We start from the raw sequence: 18,008 nt of genomic DNA, 5'->3' as shown, positions 1-18,008 counted from the left end.
CAAATGATAATTATTATCATTTGTGTTGTCAACGATAGATATACCATAAGTTAAAAATAATCAATTAATTAACCTACTAAAAATGTAACGCGTAACGCTTTAAAGGTTTAATCTATTCACGTAAAAGGTGAAAAATAGCAATGAATTTAAGTTGTGTAAATTACGGATACGCCCTATTTACGTATACTTCAAGCATTAAGCTATTTATTCATAACATATCAATAAGGTTTTGAACGGCATAAGTAAATCAACGGTTAACTTATCCCTCTAATTTTTGCTACGCTAGCAGAACTACTGCCAGCGTAGTAAAGAATAAAACGAAACAAGCCATAAATACTTTACAAAGTGATTATAAAACACTCACAAATTGCATTAAACACTCAAGCAATGTTTGGCTAAAGCAATTATTAATGCACCTTATTGGTTGTCGTTATTTAAATATTTAAGAGGTTATAAGTTCGTTATAGCATGAAAAAAAACAATTAATTTATATTGATATATGAATTATACTCATACTTTGTTTTTTAAATTTGGCTAAACACTTTATGATTGAACGTACTCATTTAGAAATTTTACAGCAAGTAGATCAACTAGGCACGTTGACCGAAGCTGCCGACAAGTTATGTTTAACACAATCGGCATTGAGTCACGCAATTAAAAAGCTAGAAGGCCAATTGAAAACCAAAGTTTGGCAAAAGGAAGGTAGAAACCTACGACTAACCCAAGCAGGACAAGCCATATTGGCGTTAGCAAACCGAATATTACCTCAACTTCACCATACCGAAGCGATAGTTTCCAAAATTGCCCTAGGTCAAAAAGGCGCATTACGTATAGGCATGGAATGCCACCCTTGTTATCAATGGTTATTAACGGTGGTTTCGCCCTATTTAGCTAAATGGCCTGAAGTTGACGTTGATGTAAAACAACGCTTTCAATTTGGTGGCATGGCAGCGCTTTTTAGTCATGATATTGATGCATTGGTAACACCTGATCCATTATTCAATAAAGGCGTAATATTTACACCTGTATTTGATTATGAACTTGTATTAGTTGTACATGAAGATCATCCCATTGCTCAACAAAAAACTGTAATGCCAGAGCAATTAAGTACCGAAACTTTAATAACTTATCCCGTTGCAATGGAGCGATTAGATATATTTAGCCAGTTTATGTTACCCGCACAATGTAGTCCGAATAAACATAAAGTAATAGAAACCACTGATATTATGTTGCAAATGGTTGCTAGTAAACGCGGCGTAAGCGCTTTACCCGCTTGGCTTGTTGGTCAATATGCAAAACAATTACCGATTAAAGCGGTTCGCTTAGGTGAAAAAGGTATCAATAAGCAGATATTTATTGGTATGCGTGAAAAGGATATTGAAGTAGATTATTTACATAACTTTATTGAAATGGCGAGTGCTGCGAATAAAAATTAATAAGGCTTTTACTTCACGAATACAGCCCAAGAATACCACTCAAAAAATAACGATAACGAAACAGATGAATTAATGAAACGGTTATAATAGATATAAATTTAATCATCAACATAAAAATTATAAGGAATGAATAAAATGGAAGTAAATGTATTTGATAGAACCACAACCAATAGCAAAATAATTAGCGCATCAACTTACAATATTGTCATTGGCTTGACGTTATTGTGGGGCTTTGTGGTCAACTGGTTTATGGTATTAAACATTCCTGTTGAGTCGATAAGTCACGTTAACCCCATAATTTTCTTTATTGGTTTTTTCGCTTCGGCTTTTTTGGGTATTTATCTATTTTCTAAATCTATTAATCCATTAGTTAGCTTTATTGGTTATAACCTTGTGGTTGTTCCGTTTGGCTTAATTATTAATTTAGCGGTCAGTCAATACGATCCTAACATTGTATTAGAAGCAATAAGAGTTACCGGTATGGTTACCTTTGTTATGATGCTTTTAGGATCCATGTACCCTGCTTTTTTAAAAAAAATATCCGGCGGACTTACCATCGCACTTCTTTGCGTGATTGTAGTAGAACTAATTGAAATATTTATATTTAACACCCATCACGGGATTTTAGATTGGATTGTCGCCATAATATTTTGTGGTTACATAGGTTATGACTGGGCTAGAGCAAATGCTATTCCTAAAACCTATGACAATGCGATTGATAGCGCTGCAGCCTTGTATATGGACATTATTAACTTGTTCTTGCGTATACTTAGAATACTTGGAAGAAAATAGTAAAAACAACAGTCGCATTATGACTTCAAGATGAATTTAAGATAACTTCAAGGATGATTTATGAATAAGTTTACACCGTTTTACTTTTTATTAAAGTTGGCTATTTTTTCTTTAACGTCTTTGCAAGTTAACGCATCGGAGTTTAATAAGGACATAGTATCAAGCTTACTTGACAGAACAACTCATCAGGTTACTTATGATGGCGCTTATTTATCTATCCCTTATCCAAACGGCGATGTTCCCCCTAATATAGGTGTGTGTACAGATTTGATAATTAGAGCTTATCGAAACATAGGGACTGATCTACAAAAACTCGTTCATGAAGATATGAAAGCAAACTTTTTACTTTATCCTTCTAAGCGGATATGGGGATTAAACTCAACCGATAAAAACATAGACCATAGACGTGTGCCAAACTTACAAACATTTTTTACAAGACATGGACAAAGTTTAGTCGTTAGCACAAAAAGTGAGGATTACGCTGTTGGTGATATTATTACTTGGATGTTACCTGGTAATTTACCCCATATTGGCATGATTATAGATAAAGTTAATCCCCAAACAGGTAATCTGATGATCGTGCATAATATTGGTCAAGGCCCTAAAATAGACGATATGATTTTTGACTTTAAAATTACTGGGCATTATAGATTTGTGCCAGAAAAGTACCTTTAAAATTTCATAAAGTATTATAAGTTACAATATTTCTATTGTTTTAGTATTCGCTAAATATCTAAAACTTAAATGATCTAGCCAATCAAATAGTCTGATCTTTTATTACATCTGTACAAGAATAACGCTATAATAGCGACTTAACTTTTAGCTGTGTTGTCAAAAGGAACCCTATTCAATGAAAAACGTGTTAACGAGTGTAATACTATTATCACTAAACCTCCCATTTATTGCATCTGCGGGTGTGATCAATTTAGGTAGCGCTGAAGATTATATTTTTGCTACTGCGAGTAATGAGCAATGGGGTGGAAATTTATTACTTGGCTCAGAAGCACATATTTTTGGTAGTGTTGCTGCATCAAACACCTTAGAGCTAGGCGATGGAGTTATTGTTGATGGCAATGCCTGCGCTAAAACTACCAACAATTGGGGAGCTATAGTTAACGGTGTTAGTACTTGTGATAGTTTTTCTCAGTTAGCTAATGATATAACTGGAGCTGCAACCCAAGCACAAGCTTTTGCAAGTACTGAGCTAGGAAATATTACTGAAAGCTCTGCAATTACAGGCTCAGGTTTTCAAAGTTTTAATATTAAAGATTTATTACTTTCTGGCGGTGAAACATTAACGATAACAGGTGGCTTAACTGATAGCCTTGTTTTCAATGTGTTCGGCCAGGCTCAATTAGGCTCAGGTGCAAATATACTACTACAAGGTGGTATAACTGCTGATAATGTAATTTTTAATTTTGTTGAAAACCCAGTAAATCATAGTTTTGAAATAGGTGGCGCAAACATTAGCGGTACTTTTTTATCTTCTGGGCGTAGTTTTATTTTAGGTGATGGTGCAACTTTAAATAATTCACGATTCTATTCTACCGAAAGTATTGTCGCAAATGTACAAGATGTACGTTTCCCTAGTTCGTCAATACCCAGCACACCCATTGCTGTTCCAGAGCCATCGACATTGGTGTTATTGTTATCAGCAATGTTAGGTTTAACCTTACGTCGATTTAAACGATAGTCATAAATCCTAGATAAACATAAAGCCTAAGTGTATTACTTAGGCTTTAATTCCATTGATAGTAGTTAACTCATATGTTGTTGCTGTCGCTTTAATGACTTATTTTTTGCCACCGTTTCTACCGCGTTAGCATTATCTTTTAGCGCATACAGGTTCAAACTACTGAACAAACTTTTGAGTTTAGCTGCTTCGTAATCTTCTTCAATTTTTGTAATAACTAATTCATGTTTTTCTGGGTATAAGGCTTCAACGGCTTGCGAAATAAGCTCGAATAACTTTTTCAGGTTAATTTTATGTATCTGCCCCGTTTTGTTAAAAATCCATTCGGTAATTGCCATAAAATCATCAAACGGCTCAACCGACAATATATGCGGCAATGAATATTTAAATCGCCCTGAGTTTCCTATCATGTCCCAATACCTAGCAAAACGATTGATACGTTGCATGGTACTAAAACTCACACGGTCGGTACTTAAAATATTAAAAGGCGGCAATGGATTAAAACGTAAATCGAACGATTCTGTATGCCTTATGATCGGGCTGCCTTTTAATCGCTTTAAAATACCCATTTGAATTTCATGCGGTCGGCAATGATATAGTTGATTGAAGCTATCTTTAAAGGTTTCGAACGTTTCGCCCGGTAAGCCGAAAATGAGATCCGCATGAATATGCGCAGAAGTATTGTCTTTTAACCAAATTAAATTGTCTTTTGATTTAGCGTTATTTTGCTTACGGCTAATATTCTTTTGCACTTCAACGTTAAAAGTTTGTATACCAATTTCAAACTGTAAACTGCCTTCAGGAAACTGAGCTAACAATTCTTTTAATTTTCTAGGTAGATGATCGGGCACCACTTCAAAATGAAGATATAAATCATCAGTCATTCTATCTAAGAAAAACTGCATGATATGCATCGTGGTATTAATGTTTAAATTAAAGGTTCTATCGATGAATTTAAAATTACGTGCGCCACGCTGATAAAGAATTTCCATTTCATCAAGAAAAACGGTTATTTCAAACGGTACAGAGGTTTTATCTAACGACGATAAACAAAATTCACATTTAAAAGGACAACCACGCGAGGCTTCAACATAGAGTAAACGATGCGTTAAATCTTCATCGGTATAATACTCATACGGCAGCGCCAGCTCTTTTAGCTCAACAGGTTTTGAGTGAACGACTTTTTTATCTGGTGGCGTATTATTGATAAGGTCTTTACACAGTTGATAAAAACTTAAATCTGCAGGACCTGTTAATACATAATCAGCGCATTTTACGATAGCTTGATCTTCAGTTTCGTAGCTAACTTCAGGGCCACCTAAAATTACCGTAATTTCTGGCGCGATAACTTTTAGTAAGTTTACAACGTCAGTTGATTCAACAATGTTCCAGATATAAACACCAAAACCTACAATGTCGGGTTTTGATTCTAAAATTTGTTCAACAATATCAATTGCGCGAGTTTGGATAATAAACTCTTTAATTTCACAGCTACTTTGTAATTCTTTTAAATTAGCGTAAAGATATCGTAAACCGAAGCTAGTATGAAAAAAGCGAGCATTAAGTGTCGCCAGTACAATCTTTGGAGAGTCTTTATCAATGGGATTTGTTAACGATGAAACCTTCTTTTCAGGGTCAATAGCTACAGGCTCAATATTTACATGCTCATTTGAAACAGAAGAGTTTCCTAGGGAGACCGCTTCAGCACCTTCATCCACTAATGGCATTTGGGTAATGACTAATTCAGGATCATTCTGCTTAACGTTTTGCTGATTGCTTTTTTGCTCGGTCATACTGGCTTTAATTACCTATTATTTGAACCGCTAAAAGTTTAACAGCTAAAAGTTGTAACATTATAAATATTGCCGCAATTATACTGGGGTTACAGGATTTATACCAATCTCATTAATTTTGTGATGTTGTTGTACGAAAGAATAATGAACGAGGTATTACACGAAACATAAGTTAAATTAGTTGATGTAGATTAAATTAGTTGAGTAGGACCCTACGCGCTTTAATCGGCATAACCGCTGCCAATAGCACTAAACGGTAACTCTAGTTCAAGCTCTGGTACTTGAAGTGCCACCCAAGCGACAAAGGTATTACTATTTGGGCCAGGGAAAACAGTGTATTCATTTGCCCAAGGGTAAACCGCTATGGCTGCTTTAATCTGGGGAATAAGCTTGGCAGCCTTCTCTCCTTTAATAGAAAGTAGTAATTCAGGTTTTGAACCAAACCAATATCTATCAGGAGTTAGAGTTTCGTATTCTCTTATAGCAGATAAGCCTCTGTCTACTTGCCAGCCTATCACTTCATACACACTGTATTTATTTGCTTGTTCTTCTTTAATTGCAATCCAAGGGTGAACCGCAAACCAACCACGCCAGCTAAAAGCATCTGCAGCATAAACTTCAATGATGGCTCTGCTGTCTTCATTAGGAGGTGAAGCAATACCTGCTGGCTCTCGACTCGCCTTACGCCAATCAGTACTTGAACAAGCACTAATAAACAATACAACGCTAATAATAATATAAATTCGCATATGCCTTACTTCTGTATTCCCCATTAACGTAAACAACACTTTTTATATTTTTTACCACTACCACACGGACAAGGATCGTTTCGGCCAGCAGTTACTAATGAACTAACAGGTACACTGTTCTCTAAAATTGTATTTTCATCGTACAAGATGCTATCAAATAGACCGCCCTTACCCGTTAACGCATCAAAATCATCAATATTTCCAGTGTCCAAATTTCCATTGCCAGAAATACCAAATTCTGTATCAGCGGTGCCATTTTCAATCCAAGCTTTTAAAGTATCGATAACATTAAAATTACCTTGAACAAGACCTGACTCAATAAGTTTAGGTGAATTATCTTTAGTCCAGGCGATTACCTCAGATTGCTTAAAACGATCTTCATCAAATAAGTCTTTATCACCTGCATTCTTGTCACTGCCATTATTATCACCCTGATTATTGTCACTCTCATTATTATCACATAAGGTAACAAACTTACCTTTAAAGTCATCAAGTTGATATTGAATACAATAATCAGCTAAGGCGCTAATTAAAAAGCGATTGTTTGAACTTGGTACCGCCAAAAAGCTATTTAACCATCGGCTTACATACTCAGTTAAATCAGCCTTTTCTATATCACCCGCTTCGTATTGAGCAAATACTGCTTCAATAGCAGCCGCTTTGCAATACATCGCTTGATGATCATCAACAATGTAGTCTGACAATGCCTGCGTATTACCATCTGCCACATTATAAAATAAAGTAGAGGTTAACTCGGTGAGCGCATCTCCAAATATTGCTTCAATAGGTGTTAAATAGGAATCGCTTCGCGCGAATAACTGCAAACACTTTTCTAAGGCAGGCGTGTATTTCAGTTCGGCAATGAGTAAGGTACCAAAAAATACAATCGCCTCTTGTTCGTCGGTTAACGAAGTATCATCCGCAATAAATTGATCAATTAAGCGTTCTAACTCAGGATAAAATTCAGACCAATTAGCTTTTGCCGCTTCTATACCTTTAATTGTTAACTCGTCGTCATTGGGATTACTTATTGCCAATAAAGTTTGTTCTAGATTCATTTAAAATTCCGCGTTTAATAATCAACTATAAGTGCTTATGAACAGCATTATATAGTAACTATGAGTATTGCCGAAGGCATTGTTAATTTATCAAATTTAAAGCGGAAAGTAATAGGCCTGTTAAATCAAGGTTTCTTAGGATGTGAAAGAGATATAGAGATTTGGACTCTTGGATAGGATTAGCTCTACAAACTCCTTGTTTTATACAGCTTGTGAAAGCAAAAAAACGTTAACTGTCTCGAATTAACGGGTTTATCTTAATGTGGCGGGAGGAATGGGACGAGTATGGGTACTGAACACTAAAAATTAATAACCTTAACAATCAGTAAGTAACATATAAACAAAGAACCCTGCTATTCAAAAGTATAACAAGTGCAAATATAAGATTAATTACGCACAGTCATATCCTATTTCATAGTTAGCCTCATTAAGAGGCAAGAAACACTGTTATTTGACCTTTTAAATGACTTATAGGCATTTTACTCCACAGTAATAACTTCTCGTATTATTGCTTCTCGCTCTAAAATAAACAGTTGGTTTATTAATAAAAACTCACGGATATCATCATCTAAATTATGCTTGGGTTCTTGATGCGCTCTATTGTTTCTGTAAGCCATAAAAGTACTAGTAAAAAGAGATGCTCGACCTTTATTCTCTCCAGAATCTAAATTTTCCCAGTAAAGTATAGATTCATCCCCTTGGAATGCTTTAGCAAATAATTTAGTACTACTCTCATGAGTTAATTTTGATCTTCCTCTGACAATAGACTCTATTTTTCGATAGGCATTAAGTATTGAATTATCAGGGTTATCCACAAAATCTAGTGCTATCTCTATCAAGCGGTTATCAATCAAGGCCATAGGAATTGTTAGAGGGAATTCATGAAATACAGCAGGTCTATCTTCTTTTTTATAAGGAACGAAATCATACCACCTAGCAGGCTTTATTTTTTGTAGAAGATTAATTGATTCAATATCATGAATTGTCAAAGCTGAATTACAGAGACGTTGAATAATTTTGTGATGCACAATGTATTCGCCAATATTTTCAGTATATTTACTGAGTAAATTTAAAATAAAGGCATATCCTCTAGGCCCTTCACCTGGGTAACCAGAAGAAAAACCATTTTTAATTGCTATTTGAGTACCATAACCCACAGTTAATAGAAGACCATGAGAGTTAGAATGCTCTCCTTCAGCAGTAAGTATCTTTACTTCTTCAATTGCTTCACCAAAATGAATAAGTTGTATAACAGCTTGTTTACAGGATTCAGTTAAGCCATTTTCTCCTAAATACTGTATCCCTGCTGGTTGCTTGTTAATTATCACGAAAACTCCATTTAAATAGAATGCCTAACGCCCACATTAAGTGGCAATAAAATAGTTTGCTAAAATGTTGAGGAACGAAAAAGCCACCTATATTTTGTCTCGCTTGAACAGCTTATGTGCTGCTTTCTCTGACCAATTTATTTATTTCACAAAAAAAGTCATGCTTAGTTGTTAATGAATCTGAGTCAGGACGAATTCTATGAAGCGATATATTAGCCGCGTTAAAAATTGCATTCTTTTTAGCATCCCTAATCATAGCCTCTTGCCTATCATGATAAAAACTATCAACTTCAAAAAAGTATTTGGGCATATGCTTATCAGTAGGATCATAAACTACAAAATCGACAACACCATTAAAGTAAAAACTACGCTGTTCGGAGTTTAAATGTGGAAAGATTTGTTCTTTATCAAAAATATTGCTCAACGCTACATTTGGATAAATAAAATAAGAAGGAAAAACGTCCTTTAATGCTTGATAAAAGTGAGTCTCTAATGAGCTTTTAAATAAAGGGTTTAACCAATCAGTTCTTGGAAACAGAGTTACTTTTTTAGTATCTAAACTATTAGTTTTCTCCTTTGCATAATTAACTTCAACAGCTTGTTTAGCTACAGGAGTAAACTGACATATTTTGATAAAGGAACTTAACTGAGGGCTTGATTGTTCTTCAAAAGCCTTAATTCCTAACTCTTCAATTACTTGGGTATTTTCATCGGTTACAGTGAGATAACCAGCTGTTTTTAATTTAATATATTCAAAGCATAGCTTCGAGACTAATACTGCCTTTTCGTTTGTGGCATATTTGATGAACTCACTTTGGAGTAATGAACAAATGTTTGTCCACTCAGCCGGATTTTTCTTCAAGTTAATTTGGTCAGATTTTGCTTTGGCTAAAATATCACTCCAGCTTTGATTTTGTAGTAAATTATAAAAAACTTCCATGTGACTCCAAAAGTAAGAAAGGATATAACGCCTCATTAAGAGACAAAAATTTGTTGGCTATAATTTGCGAAGCTATGGCCAACTGTTTTTATTCCGTTTAAACACTTGTTAGTACTTTGCATGCCAAACTACATCAGTAAAATCCAGTGATACACGTATTTTGCTAACATCTTTTTCAAGCTGTTCAAGCCAACTTTTATATGTTTCCCCGCAAGCGGAGCCTAGTTCAGATAGAACTGAATTCTCAGTATCAATTAAAAGTTCAGGTTGTTCATCACTACAATTTTGTTCTACATGAAACACTTCAATTTTAGCTTTGGAAAAAATTGAAACTGATTCGTTGTAAAGCTTGTTTGATAACTTTGCTAGTTCATTTGACATCAACATCGGATTATCCCTAGCCGCAGAGTTTATCTTTTGTATGGTTTCAACAAAAGGACTAGGATCATCATAGTAATATTCCAACATCTCAGCATTCTCTAAAGTAGAGTCATCTATACCTTTTTTAACCAGCAGTAAGTTCTTATATAATTTAATTCTGTCTTCAAAAAGCTCTTGATACTTTTCTTTTGATATTGAGGTAAATGCCTCATGCCTAATTACTTCTCTTTGTAATTCCTTTTTAGCATCATCTACTTGCTTCTGTAGCTCTCTTTTATGCTCAGCAAGCTCGCCATTTATAATTCTTTTAGTCCATATATTGGCAAGAAATGTGCTTAAAGCGACTAAGATAACTGATACTCCACCAAATAAAACAGCTATTTGAGTAAAAACTTCCAAAGTTAACATTGTGTGAAGCCTCAATTAATAGTACTAACAACTTATTATGGAGACCTTTCAGTAATGTCTGCCCCATAAAACTTATTTAATTAGTATTAATATCCCATAATTTCAAACTATTAGAAACTACAGTTTTATAATTTTTGTCAAACCTAAGATATTACTGAGCCTTCTTTGTAATATCCTGATCTAAAACAATGTAAATTAATATATGTTCATGTGCTTAAAGCAGTAAATTAACTGATTGAGGTGTGTTACTGAGAAGTCTTAGGTGATGATTGGCAGTTTTGATGAAATTAGGTGATACAACGAATGTAATTGTCTTCTTCACCAGCAACCTTATAGAAAATTATGGGGTTCTGATCTTTGATCAGGTTCGATTAATTTTATTTGAGGTATATTTTTATTGTAACGAGAGTATTTGACGGTCTTCTTGACGTTTCAGAAACCTATAGGTGTAAAAAAGCCCTTGTAAAACATAGGCCTACCTATAAAGTTTGGCGGTGAGATAGAGATTTGAACTCTACACGAAGGTTTAGCGCTACAAACGCATAGTTTGTATTTACAAACTCCAGACGAAAAAAAACCGCGACTTGTTAAAGTTGCGGTTTCTTAGAATGTGGCGGTGAGATAGAGATTTGAACTCTAGAAGGGCTACAAACCCTTGCCGGTTTTCAAGACCGGTGCTTTCGACCACTCAGCCATCTCACCTGAAGTAAACAAACTAGCTTATAAATAGGCTTGCTTGAGAACGAGGCGAATATTAAAGTCTCTCTAATAAGTTGTAAAGTACTATTTTACAATTTATGCTTGTTTTCAGTTTGTTTGCTAAAAAAACAACCAGCTTGCTTTGTTTTCCAACAATTCTTAAAGCATTTCACTGATTTACCCGTTAATTAAATGATGAAAGATATATGACTGACACTTTTCCTGATTCAATTTCTGAGATAACTTCTAATATTGAAGTTGATTCGGTTTCAACTAAAAACACGTGTCGCTGCCCTTGGTTAGACACTTCTAAAGCGGATTATGTGCAATATCATGATGAAGAATGGGGAGTTCCTGTTCTTGAAGATAATAAGATGTTTGAATATTTGGTACTTGAGTCTGCCCAAGCCGGTTTAAGTTGGTATACCATTTTAAAAAGACGTGATGGTTATCGAAAAGCCTTTGCTAATTTTGATGTAGATAAGGTTACGCTATTTACCCAAGCTGATGAAGAACGTTTAGTGCTCGACCCTGCTATTATTCGTCATAAAGGTAAAATTGCTTCAACGGTCAACAATGCGAAATGCTTTATTGCCATTCAAAAAGAGTTCGGCAGCTTTGTTAATTACATTTGGGGCTTTGTTGATAATAAGGTTCAAGTAAGTAATTTAAATAAGATGAGTGATTATCCTGCTACCTGCCCTATTTCTGATGCATTAAGTAAAGATTTAAAGAAACGTGGTTTTAAGTTTGTTGGCTCTACTACTATATATGCGCATTTACAGGCGTCAGGTTTAATTAATGATCATAGTAATGATTGTTATCGAAAACAACAGATTATAGATAGTTACAATAGCTTGGGTGTAAAATGGCAACAATGTTAATAACTATATGTATTTAGATAAGTTGTTACACATTGAAACAAATAATTCTTACTTTTAAACGCTAGTAATCATAGTATTTTAAAAATCACCATGCCATAATATGTCACAAGGCAGTTAGTTAGGGTAAGTCGGTTATTGTATTGAATATATATCGTTAATTAATTTAACCTTTATACATTTAATATGATGAAAATAACCTTGAACTTATCTAGAATGACCTTATCTAATCTTATAACAAGTTATTAGAATTACATTCTTAAGGAAATTTTATGCAATCGAATATGAGTTTTGAAACGGCGAGTAAAAGCTCGGCGATAGAAATTAATAAAGTATTAAGAAATACTTACATGTTGTTATCTATGACACTAGCATTTAGTGCCGTAACAGCGGGTATTTCAATGGCAATGAACCTACCACACGGTGCAGCGCTTATAATGACATTGGTTGCGTTTGGCCTAATGTTTGTTGTAAATAAAAAAGCTGACTCTGCTAGCGGTGTTTATTGGATATTTGCTTTTACTGGTTTAATGGGGGCTTCATTAGGGCCACTTTTAAACGTTTATGCTGCAATGCCAAATGGCGGCGCATTAATTATGCAAGCACTTGGTGGCACGGCATTAATATTCTTCGCCCTTTCTGGTTATGCATTAACAAGTAAAAAAGACTTCTCATTTATGGGCGGCTTTTTAATGGTAGGTTTGATTGTAGTATTAGTGGCCGGTCTTGCTAATATCTTCTTTCAAATTCCAGCATTATCGTTAGCATTAAGTGCTGCAATTATCATGATTATGTCTGGTTTAATCTTGTATGATACAAGCCGTATAATTAATGGTGGCGAACGTAACTACATTCGCGCAACTATTTCTTTATACTTAAATATCTACAATATTTTTGTTAGCTTATTACAGTTACTAGGTGTATTTAACAACGACGATTAGTAATTACTAATAATTAACGTTAAAAAACATTTAGAATGATTTATAATTAAAAGCCTCGCGATTGCGGGGCTTTTTTTTACTTGTAATAAATTTGGAAATGTTTTGAATACTCTAGCTGTAGTGATAACTACCCCCCCACATAGCCCGTTAACAGCAACAGCCATTAATTATGTTGAATCAGCATTAGTTGCTGGCATTAACGTTATTGGTGTGTTCTTTTATCAAGGCGGCGCTATGCATGCTAATAGCAATATAAGTATTGCGAGTGATGAATATCAAGCGATAGAGCACTGGCAACAATTAGCGCAGCAGTATCAATTACCTTTGCATATTTGTATTACTGCAGCCGAAAAGCGCGGTATTGCGTGTGACGCCATTGACGGTGAAAAACTTAATGGCGCTTTTACTGTATCGGGTTTAGGTGAATTAGTTGAATTATCAACAAAAGCTTCTCGATTGGTACAGTTTTAATGACTTCACTTAATATAACAATTGAAGGCTTAGCTATTATCAACTCCAAAGCACCCTTTGGTAGTACTGATGGAAAAGACGCGCTTGATATTGCATTAATCTTCGGCTCTTTTGAGCAAAAGGTATCACTATTTTTTCAAGGTGATGGTGTATATCAATTAATGGCTAAGCAAGATGGTAGCTTAATTTCGATTAAAGATTATTTAAAAACCTTTTCGGCTTTTGAGTTTTACGATATTGAAGATATTTATGTTTGCCAACAGTCGTTATTTGAAAGAAACCTTAATGAGAAATTTCATATAGATGATGTTCAAGTATTAACACCCCGTGAGTTTGGTGAAGCTATTAAACAACACCAACACGTACTTAGGTTTTAAGTTGTTCAAGTTATACTTTTAATAGCGGCTCAAGCAATACTTGCGTGAGTAATAGCAGTTACGGTTTTAGAGAAATAATATGAGTACTTTACATCTTGTTAGGCAATCAGCCTTTACAACAAATGATTTTGCCCAATGTATTAATATACTTGGACAACGTGACACTATCGTTTTGATGGATGATGGTTGTTATAACCTTAAACACACTTTGCTTGATACTTTACTTAATACTGTAACTACATCGCAGCTTAATGTTATAACAAGTCACGCTCGCGCAAGAGCCATTGATATTCAAGCGAATGTGAATAATATTGAAATGTCTGCGCTTGTGGCGTTAACTTTTACTCATCAACAGGTGGTCACATGGCAGTAGCATTGGTTTTTAAAGAAAAGAATATAGCAACTGATAAGCAAGGTTACTTACTTGATCATCTATTGTGGGAAAAAGAATTAGCGGTAGTGATGGCTGACAACGATGATTTTGAATTAACCGATGCGCACTGGGAAATTATCAACTTTGTACGAGCGTTTTATTTAACCTATAACACCTCTCCTGCAATTCGTGCGTTAACCAAAGCAATGAAAGCTGAGTTTGGCGAAGCCAAAGCAAGTAGTAGATATTTATATAAATTGTTTCCTGAAGGGCCAGCTAAACAAGCAACTAAATATGCAGGCTTACCAAAACCTGCACGTTGTATTTAACTGAAACTTTATAGCTTGATTTTTGTGTTTTAAGCAAGCTTAAACTTTAATGTTAATATGATTACCAATATTTCCTGACGGTGCTGTAGCTGATGCTACAGGACCTGCAGATTGAATAAGCTGTAATGCCATTTGCCCCTCTAACTCTTGCTGGCTTTTAGCCACTGCTGCGTTAAGAAACTCAGCGCTTGCTGATGACTGTGCTGCCACAGAACTACTTTGACCAATACTGATAGACATAAACCCTACCCTTTTATATTTATAAACATAATTAATAAATTCAATAATAATGTTATCGGCCAAAGTCAGAAAAACTTAAACTAAAACTACAATGTTTATCTTGTAGTTTTAACTTGTCATTCTAGATTGTTATTTTACATTAATAACAACTATTTAGGTAAATTAGGAACTGTGATCCCCGCCATTTCAAGCATTACCTGCATAACCTGACAGCTATATCCAAACTCATTGTCATACCAAACATAAAGAACAGCGCGGTCTTCATCAACAATAGTTGCCTGTGAATCAACAACCCCTGCATAACGAGAGCCCACTAAATCGGTTGATACAATTTCATTTGAGGCAGTGTAATCAATTTGATTTTGAAGCGGTGACTTTAATGACATGGTTCTTAAATAATCATTGAGCGAGGCTTTGTCTGTTAACTTTTTCAAATTCAAGTTCATGATAGCCAAGGATACATTTGGCGTAGGAACCCGAATCGCATTACCCGTTAATAAGCCTTTTAGTTCAGGTAATGCTTTTGCAACGGCTTGTGCAGCACCTGTGGTGCTAATAACCATGTTTAATGGTGCACTGCGACCGCGTCGAGGCGCTGGGTGATAATTATCAATTAAGTTTTGATCATTGGTATAAGAATGAATAGTTTCCACATGACCATTTCGAATACCAAACTCATCATTAATGGCTTTTAACACCGGTGTTATGGCGTTAGTGGTACAGCTTGCCGCCGAAATAATTTTATCAGTCGCTAAAATCATTTCTTGGTTAACACCAAACACAATATTCTTAATATCGCCTTTAGCTGGTGCAGTAAGGAGTACTTTAGCGACACCTTTGGCTTGTAAATGTTGACTTAAACCTACTTCGTCTGTCCAAATACCCGTATTATCAACCACTAACGCATTTTCTATACCATGCTCGGTATAATCTATTTCTGCAGGTGATTTCGCATATATAACTTTAATAAAAGCACCATTTGCGCGAATAACATTGCGTTCTTTATCTATACTAATACTACCATTAAAAGCGCCATGAACTGAGTCTCTACGCAATAAGCTAGCTCGTTTTTCAATGTCGTCATTTGACTTTCCAGGCCGTAACACTATGGCTCTAAGGTTAAGTTGTGAATTTGGCCCAGAACGCTCTATTAATAAACGCGCTAATACTCTACCTATTCTACCAAACCCATAAAGAACAACATCTTGTCTTTTGTTTTCTGAATTATTGATAGTGCCCGCTTGATCAATAATATCGTCTAATTCTTGTGCTAAATATTGAGAAACTGACAAGCCCCCACTTTTTTCTGAATGATAATAATTATAAGCTAGCTTACCCACATCAATTCGTGCAGGTGCCAGCTTCATGTTATTTATCGCATCAATAAACGGAAAGCTTTCTCGTACTAATAATATTTTATCCTCGTGAAGAGTAACTGCTTTATGCGCTTTTATAATGTCTATAGCAGAAGCATTTAACAAGGTACGACCGTATACTAAAATTTCGATGCCTTTGTTGCGAAATAACAAGCCTATTTTAGGCTGCATATTTTCAGCAAACGTTTGTCGCTCTTGCCAACTTACTTGATAATTTTCTTCGGGATGAGAATCCATAATGTAAACCTTTTCTATCAGTTACGTAAACAGTAGGCTATTATCATCAAGGATGTAATAACAACGCATTAGTAGTATTTTCAACAGTCTCTAATATTCAGTGTAAAAGATTCCCCGTAGGTTACAATTTTTTTTGGCATTTATTATGATTAATTTTAAACAGTTACCACTATTCCAGGCTAATTTAAAAATCAGTTTTGGTATTCTCTTTTTTAGTTTTTTGACCGCCGCTTGCAGTGACAAAGTCAATGTCACTGAGCTTTGTGACAATAACGTTGAGTTTTGTGATCAAATTCGCGCAGATAACTGGTGTAAGGCTGAACGAATCAGCTTATTAGTCAATCATGATAGGGTTAAAAACAACAACCGAGATGATGACAAGTATAAATTATTAATCACTTATGAAGGCTATATCAAATGTATGTCGTTAGCGGCTCAGATACAACACATTAAATTAAAAGAAAAAACCACTAAGCGAATAAATAATTTAAACAATGCTCAAGCTAATTTTGCCCAGCTATCAACTGAGGTGGCTCATTCTAACCACCCTCATATTCTTTATTATCTGTGGTCTAGAAATACTAATGAACAAGCACTAGCGGAACTTCTTGTTTTAGAAGGCACAGAAGCATTAAATAATTCAACCTCGCAATATCACTTAGCCACTTATTATGTGAAGCGTGATAGAAAGAAAACCTTAGGTTTACTATACCGGGCATTAGAGTTACATGAGCCTGATACTACACTTAACCCTGAAATATTAGAAACCTTAGCAACAATATTTACCAATAAAAAACAGTATAAACAGGCATATATTTGGTTACGTGCTTATCAACTATTACTCGAAAAACCAAATAAAATGTTAGAGCAGAGTTTGAAAAGTTATCAAGTGGTGGGAGATCTCAATACAGAGTTTTTAGATGATGTGGCAAGTAGCACATTAGATAAAATTCTTGCGGGGAAATTTACCAGTCCTAATTATTAGACCATAGGAGTATGGGCTTAAAATTAAAGGCTGTGCAGGTATTTTTCAGATAAGTTGTTTAGATATTAACTCTGTAATGTCAGCCGACGTTGCCACCGGCTGGAAATAATTTTTTAATTGTTAATATTTCAGTTAAGCAGGTTTAAACGCTAAGCTAAGTGAGTTAACACAATAACGTTTGCCTGTTGGCTCTGGCCCATCATCAAAAACATGACCTAAGTGAGATTGGCAGTTTTTACACTGTATCTCAACTCGTTGCATATTATGTGTATTATCTGGAAGGTACGCTACTTTATCCTCAATTGAGGCAAAGAAGCTAGGCCAACCACAGCCAGCGTTAAATTTGCTATCACTTTCAAATAACGGCTGATCGCAGCAGGCACAAAGGTATGTGCCTGCCAACCAGTGATCATTATAAATACCAGTAAATGGTTGTTCAGTAGCGGCTAGTCGACACACTTTATAAGCTGCATCAGATAACTTTTCTTTATAATCATCATTATTCATAAGTATTTAATTAA

General features: G+C 35.1%; 20 protein-coding genes and 1 tRNA gene. 11 read left to right on the top strand and 10 right to left on the bottom strand.

The window, feature by feature from the left end:
• Nucleotides 1-545: 545 nt before the first annotated feature.
• From CWS31_RS03515 to CWS31_RS03500, 4 genes are all read left to right on the top strand, one after another.
• A complete protein-coding gene (locus CWS31_RS03515; RefSeq protein WP_101344477.1) occupies nt 546-1,436 on the top strand; it encodes a LysR family transcriptional regulator in 891 nt (296 codons plus the stop codon).
• 135 nt (nt 1,437-1,571) lie between these two features.
• The gene (locus CWS31_RS03510; RefSeq protein WP_101344478.1) at nt 1,572-2,228 is read left to right on the top strand and encodes a Bax inhibitor-1 family protein; all 657 of its coding nucleotides are present in this window, start codon (nt 1,572-1,574) and stop codon (nt 2,226-2,228) included.
• A 60-nt stretch (nt 2,229-2,288) separates the two neighbouring features.
• Entirely contained in the window at nt 2,289-2,903 is a 615-nt protein-coding gene (locus CWS31_RS03505) for a DUF1287 domain-containing protein (protein WP_101344479.1), read from the top strand.
• 175 nt (nt 2,904-3,078) lie between these two features.
• Nucleotides 3,079-3,921: a PEP-CTERM sorting domain-containing protein gene (locus CWS31_RS03500; protein ID WP_101344480.1), complete on the top strand. Its 843-nt coding sequence runs from the start codon at nt 3,079-3,081 to the stop codon at nt 3,919-3,921.
• 65 nt (nt 3,922-3,986) lie between these two features.
• Here CWS31_RS03500 and CWS31_RS03495 read toward each other — a convergent pair whose 3' ends face one another.
• The 7 genes from CWS31_RS03495 to CWS31_RS03465 all read right to left on the bottom strand — a co-directional run bounded on the left by CWS31_RS03495 (nt 3,987) and on the right by CWS31_RS03465 (nt 11,280).
• Nucleotides 3,987-5,714 carry a B12-binding domain-containing radical SAM protein gene (locus CWS31_RS03495; protein WP_246143325.1) on the bottom strand — a complete coding sequence of 576 codons (1,728 nt, stop codon included), beginning with the start codon at nt 5,712-5,714 and terminating at the stop codon, nt 3,987-3,989.
• 221 nt (nt 5,715-5,935) lie between these two features.
• Entirely contained in the window at nt 5,936-6,463 is a 528-nt protein-coding gene (locus CWS31_RS03490; RefSeq protein WP_101344508.1) for a DUF3750 domain-containing protein, read from the bottom strand.
• 23 nt (nt 6,464-6,486) lie between these two features.
• Nucleotides 6,487-7,521 (bottom strand): DUF1186 domain-containing protein, encoded by a 1,035-nt coding sequence (locus CWS31_RS03485; protein ID WP_101344481.1) that lies wholly within the window; start codon nt 7,519-7,521, stop codon nt 6,487-6,489.
• 479 nt (nt 7,522-8,000) lie between these two features.
• The gene (locus tag CWS31_RS03480; protein ID WP_101344482.1) at nt 8,001-8,849 is read right to left on the bottom strand and encodes a TIGR02391 family protein; all 849 of its coding nucleotides are present in this window, start codon (nt 8,847-8,849) and stop codon (nt 8,001-8,003) included.
• Between the two features lie 112 nt (nt 8,850-8,961).
• On the bottom strand, nt 8,962-9,789 hold the full coding sequence (locus CWS31_RS03475; protein WP_170252754.1) for a DUF2726 domain-containing protein: 828 nt from the start codon (nt 9,787-9,789) through the stop codon (nt 8,962-8,964).
• A gap of 108 nt (nt 9,790-9,897) precedes the next feature.
• The gene (locus CWS31_RS03470) at nt 9,898-10,578 is read right to left on the bottom strand and encodes a hypothetical protein (protein WP_101344484.1); all 681 of its coding nucleotides are present in this window, start codon (nt 10,576-10,578) and stop codon (nt 9,898-9,900) included.
• Between the two features lie 611 nt (nt 10,579-11,189).
• A tRNA-Ser gene (locus tag CWS31_RS03465) sits at nt 11,190-11,280 on the bottom strand.
• Between the two features lie 203 nt (nt 11,281-11,483).
• Between CWS31_RS03465 and CWS31_RS03460 the strand changes: the two genes are divergently transcribed.
• The 6 genes from CWS31_RS03460 to CWS31_RS03435 all read left to right on the top strand — a co-directional run bounded on the left by CWS31_RS03460 (nt 11,484) and on the right by CWS31_RS03435 (nt 14,649).
• Complete coding sequence (locus tag CWS31_RS03460) at nt 11,484-12,161, top strand: DNA-3-methyladenine glycosylase I (protein ID WP_101344485.1); 678 nt, start codon at nt 11,484-11,486, stop codon at nt 12,159-12,161.
• A 269-nt stretch (nt 12,162-12,430) separates the two neighbouring features.
• A complete protein-coding gene (locus CWS31_RS03455; protein ID WP_101344486.1) occupies nt 12,431-13,099 on the top strand; it encodes a Bax inhibitor-1/YccA family protein in 669 nt (222 codons plus the stop codon).
• A 102-nt stretch (nt 13,100-13,201) separates the two neighbouring features.
• The gene (gene tusD / locus CWS31_RS03450) at nt 13,202-13,570 is read left to right on the top strand and encodes a sulfurtransferase complex subunit TusD (protein ID WP_101344487.1); all 369 of its coding nucleotides are present in this window, start codon (nt 13,202-13,204) and stop codon (nt 13,568-13,570) included.
• Nucleotides 13,570-13,947: a sulfurtransferase complex subunit TusC gene (tusC, locus tag CWS31_RS03445; RefSeq protein ID WP_101344488.1), complete on the top strand. Its 378-nt coding sequence runs from the start codon at nt 13,570-13,572 to the stop codon at nt 13,945-13,947. The genes tusD and tusC overlap by 1 nt, the downstream gene beginning before the upstream one ends.
• Before the next feature lie 79 nt (nt 13,948-14,026).
• Nucleotides 14,027-14,320, top strand: a complete 294-nt coding sequence (gene tusB / locus CWS31_RS03440; RefSeq protein ID WP_101344489.1) for a sulfurtransferase complex subunit TusB — start codon at nt 14,027-14,029, stop codon at nt 14,318-14,320.
• On the top strand, nt 14,311-14,649 hold the full coding sequence (locus CWS31_RS03435) for a TusE/DsrC/DsvC family sulfur relay protein (protein WP_101344490.1): 339 nt from the start codon (nt 14,311-14,313) through the stop codon (nt 14,647-14,649). Before tusB ends, CWS31_RS03435 begins: the two co-directional genes overlap by 10 nt.
• 39 nt (nt 14,650-14,688) lie before the next feature.
• On the opposite strand, the gene CWS31_RS03430 is transcribed toward CWS31_RS03435, so the two are convergent.
• Nucleotides 14,689-14,889 carry a hypothetical protein gene (locus CWS31_RS03430; RefSeq protein ID WP_101344491.1) on the bottom strand — a complete coding sequence of 67 codons (201 nt, stop codon included), beginning with the start codon at nt 14,887-14,889 and terminating at the stop codon, nt 14,689-14,691.
• Nucleotides 14,890-15,038: 149 nt separating this feature from the next.
• Nucleotides 15,039-16,502: a glyceraldehyde-3-phosphate dehydrogenase gene (locus CWS31_RS03425; protein ID WP_101344492.1), complete on the bottom strand. Its 1,464-nt coding sequence runs from the start codon at nt 16,500-16,502 to the stop codon at nt 15,039-15,041.
• Nucleotides 16,503-16,647: 145 nt separating this feature from the next.
• On the opposite strand from CWS31_RS03425, the gene CWS31_RS03420 reads away from it, so the two are divergent.
• A complete protein-coding gene (locus CWS31_RS03420; protein WP_101344493.1) occupies nt 16,648-17,487 on the top strand; it encodes a DUF2989 domain-containing protein in 840 nt (279 codons plus the stop codon).
• Between the two features lie 132 nt (nt 17,488-17,619).
• Here the strand turns inward: CWS31_RS03420 and msrB are convergent, their stop codons facing one another.
• Nucleotides 17,620-17,994, bottom strand: a complete 375-nt coding sequence (msrB, locus tag CWS31_RS03415) for a peptide-methionine (R)-S-oxide reductase MsrB (protein ID WP_101344494.1) — start codon at nt 17,992-17,994, stop codon at nt 17,620-17,622.
• Nucleotides 17,995-18,008 lie beyond the last annotated feature (14 nt).

This window comes from Colwellia echini, assembly GCF_002843355.2.
Lineage (GTDB): Bacteria > Pseudomonadota > Gammaproteobacteria > Enterobacterales > Alteromonadaceae > Colwellia > Colwellia echini.
The sequence above is the reverse complement of the archived record's forward strand: the minus strand, read 5'-3'. Positions and strand labels throughout refer to the sequence as shown.

Bases quoted from the DNA above. Each gene is read 5' to 3' on its own strand.
- CWS31_RS03515 (WP_101344477.1), top strand. From the start codon at position 546: ATGATTGAACGTACTCATTTAGAAATTTTACAGCAAGTAGATCAACTA.
- CWS31_RS03510 (WP_101344478.1), top strand. From the start codon at position 1,572: ATGGAAGTAAATGTATTTGATAGAACCACAACCAATAGCAAAATAATT.
- CWS31_RS03505 (WP_101344479.1), top strand. From the start codon at position 2,289: ATGAATAAGTTTACACCGTTTTACTTTTTATTAAAGTTGGCTATTTTT.
- CWS31_RS03500 (WP_101344480.1), top strand. From the start codon at position 3,079: ATGAAAAACGTGTTAACGAGTGTAATACTATTATCACTAAACCTCCCA.
- CWS31_RS03495 (WP_246143325.1), bottom strand. From the start codon at position 5,714: ATGACCGAGCAAAAAAGCAATCAGCAAAACGTTAAGCAGAATGATCCT.
- CWS31_RS03490 (WP_101344508.1), bottom strand. From the start codon at position 6,463: ATGCGAATTTATATTATTATTAGCGTTGTATTGTTTATTAGTGCTTGT.
- CWS31_RS03485 (WP_101344481.1), bottom strand. From the start codon at position 7,521: ATGAATCTAGAACAAACTTTATTGGCAATAAGTAATCCCAATGACGAC.
- CWS31_RS03475 (WP_170252754.1), bottom strand. From the start codon at position 9,789: ATGGAAGTTTTTTATAATTTACTACAAAATCAAAGCTGGAGTGATATT.
- CWS31_RS03470 (WP_101344484.1), bottom strand. From the start codon at position 10,578: ATGTTAACTTTGGAAGTTTTTACTCAAATAGCTGTTTTATTTGGTGGA.
- CWS31_RS03460 (WP_101344485.1), top strand. From the start codon at position 11,484: ATGACTGACACTTTTCCTGATTCAATTTCTGAGATAACTTCTAATATT.
- CWS31_RS03455 (WP_101344486.1), top strand. From the start codon at position 12,431: ATGCAATCGAATATGAGTTTTGAAACGGCGAGTAAAAGCTCGGCGATA.
- tusC (WP_101344488.1), top strand. From the start codon at position 13,570: ATGACTTCACTTAATATAACAATTGAAGGCTTAGCTATTATCAACTCC.
- tusB (WP_101344489.1), top strand. From the start codon at position 14,027: ATGAGTACTTTACATCTTGTTAGGCAATCAGCCTTTACAACAAATGAT.
- CWS31_RS03435 (WP_101344490.1), top strand. From the start codon at position 14,311: ATGGCAGTAGCATTGGTTTTTAAAGAAAAGAATATAGCAACTGATAAG.
- CWS31_RS03430 (WP_101344491.1), bottom strand. From the start codon at position 14,889: ATGTCTATCAGTATTGGTCAAAGTAGTTCTGTGGCAGCACAGTCATCA.
- CWS31_RS03425 (WP_101344492.1), bottom strand. From the start codon at position 16,502: ATGGATTCTCATCCCGAAGAAAATTATCAAGTAAGTTGGCAAGAGCGA.
- CWS31_RS03420 (WP_101344493.1), top strand. From the start codon at position 16,648: ATGATTAATTTTAAACAGTTACCACTATTCCAGGCTAATTTAAAAATC.
- msrB (WP_101344494.1), bottom strand. From the start codon at position 17,994: ATGAATAATGATGATTATAAAGAAAAGTTATCTGATGCAGCTTATAAA.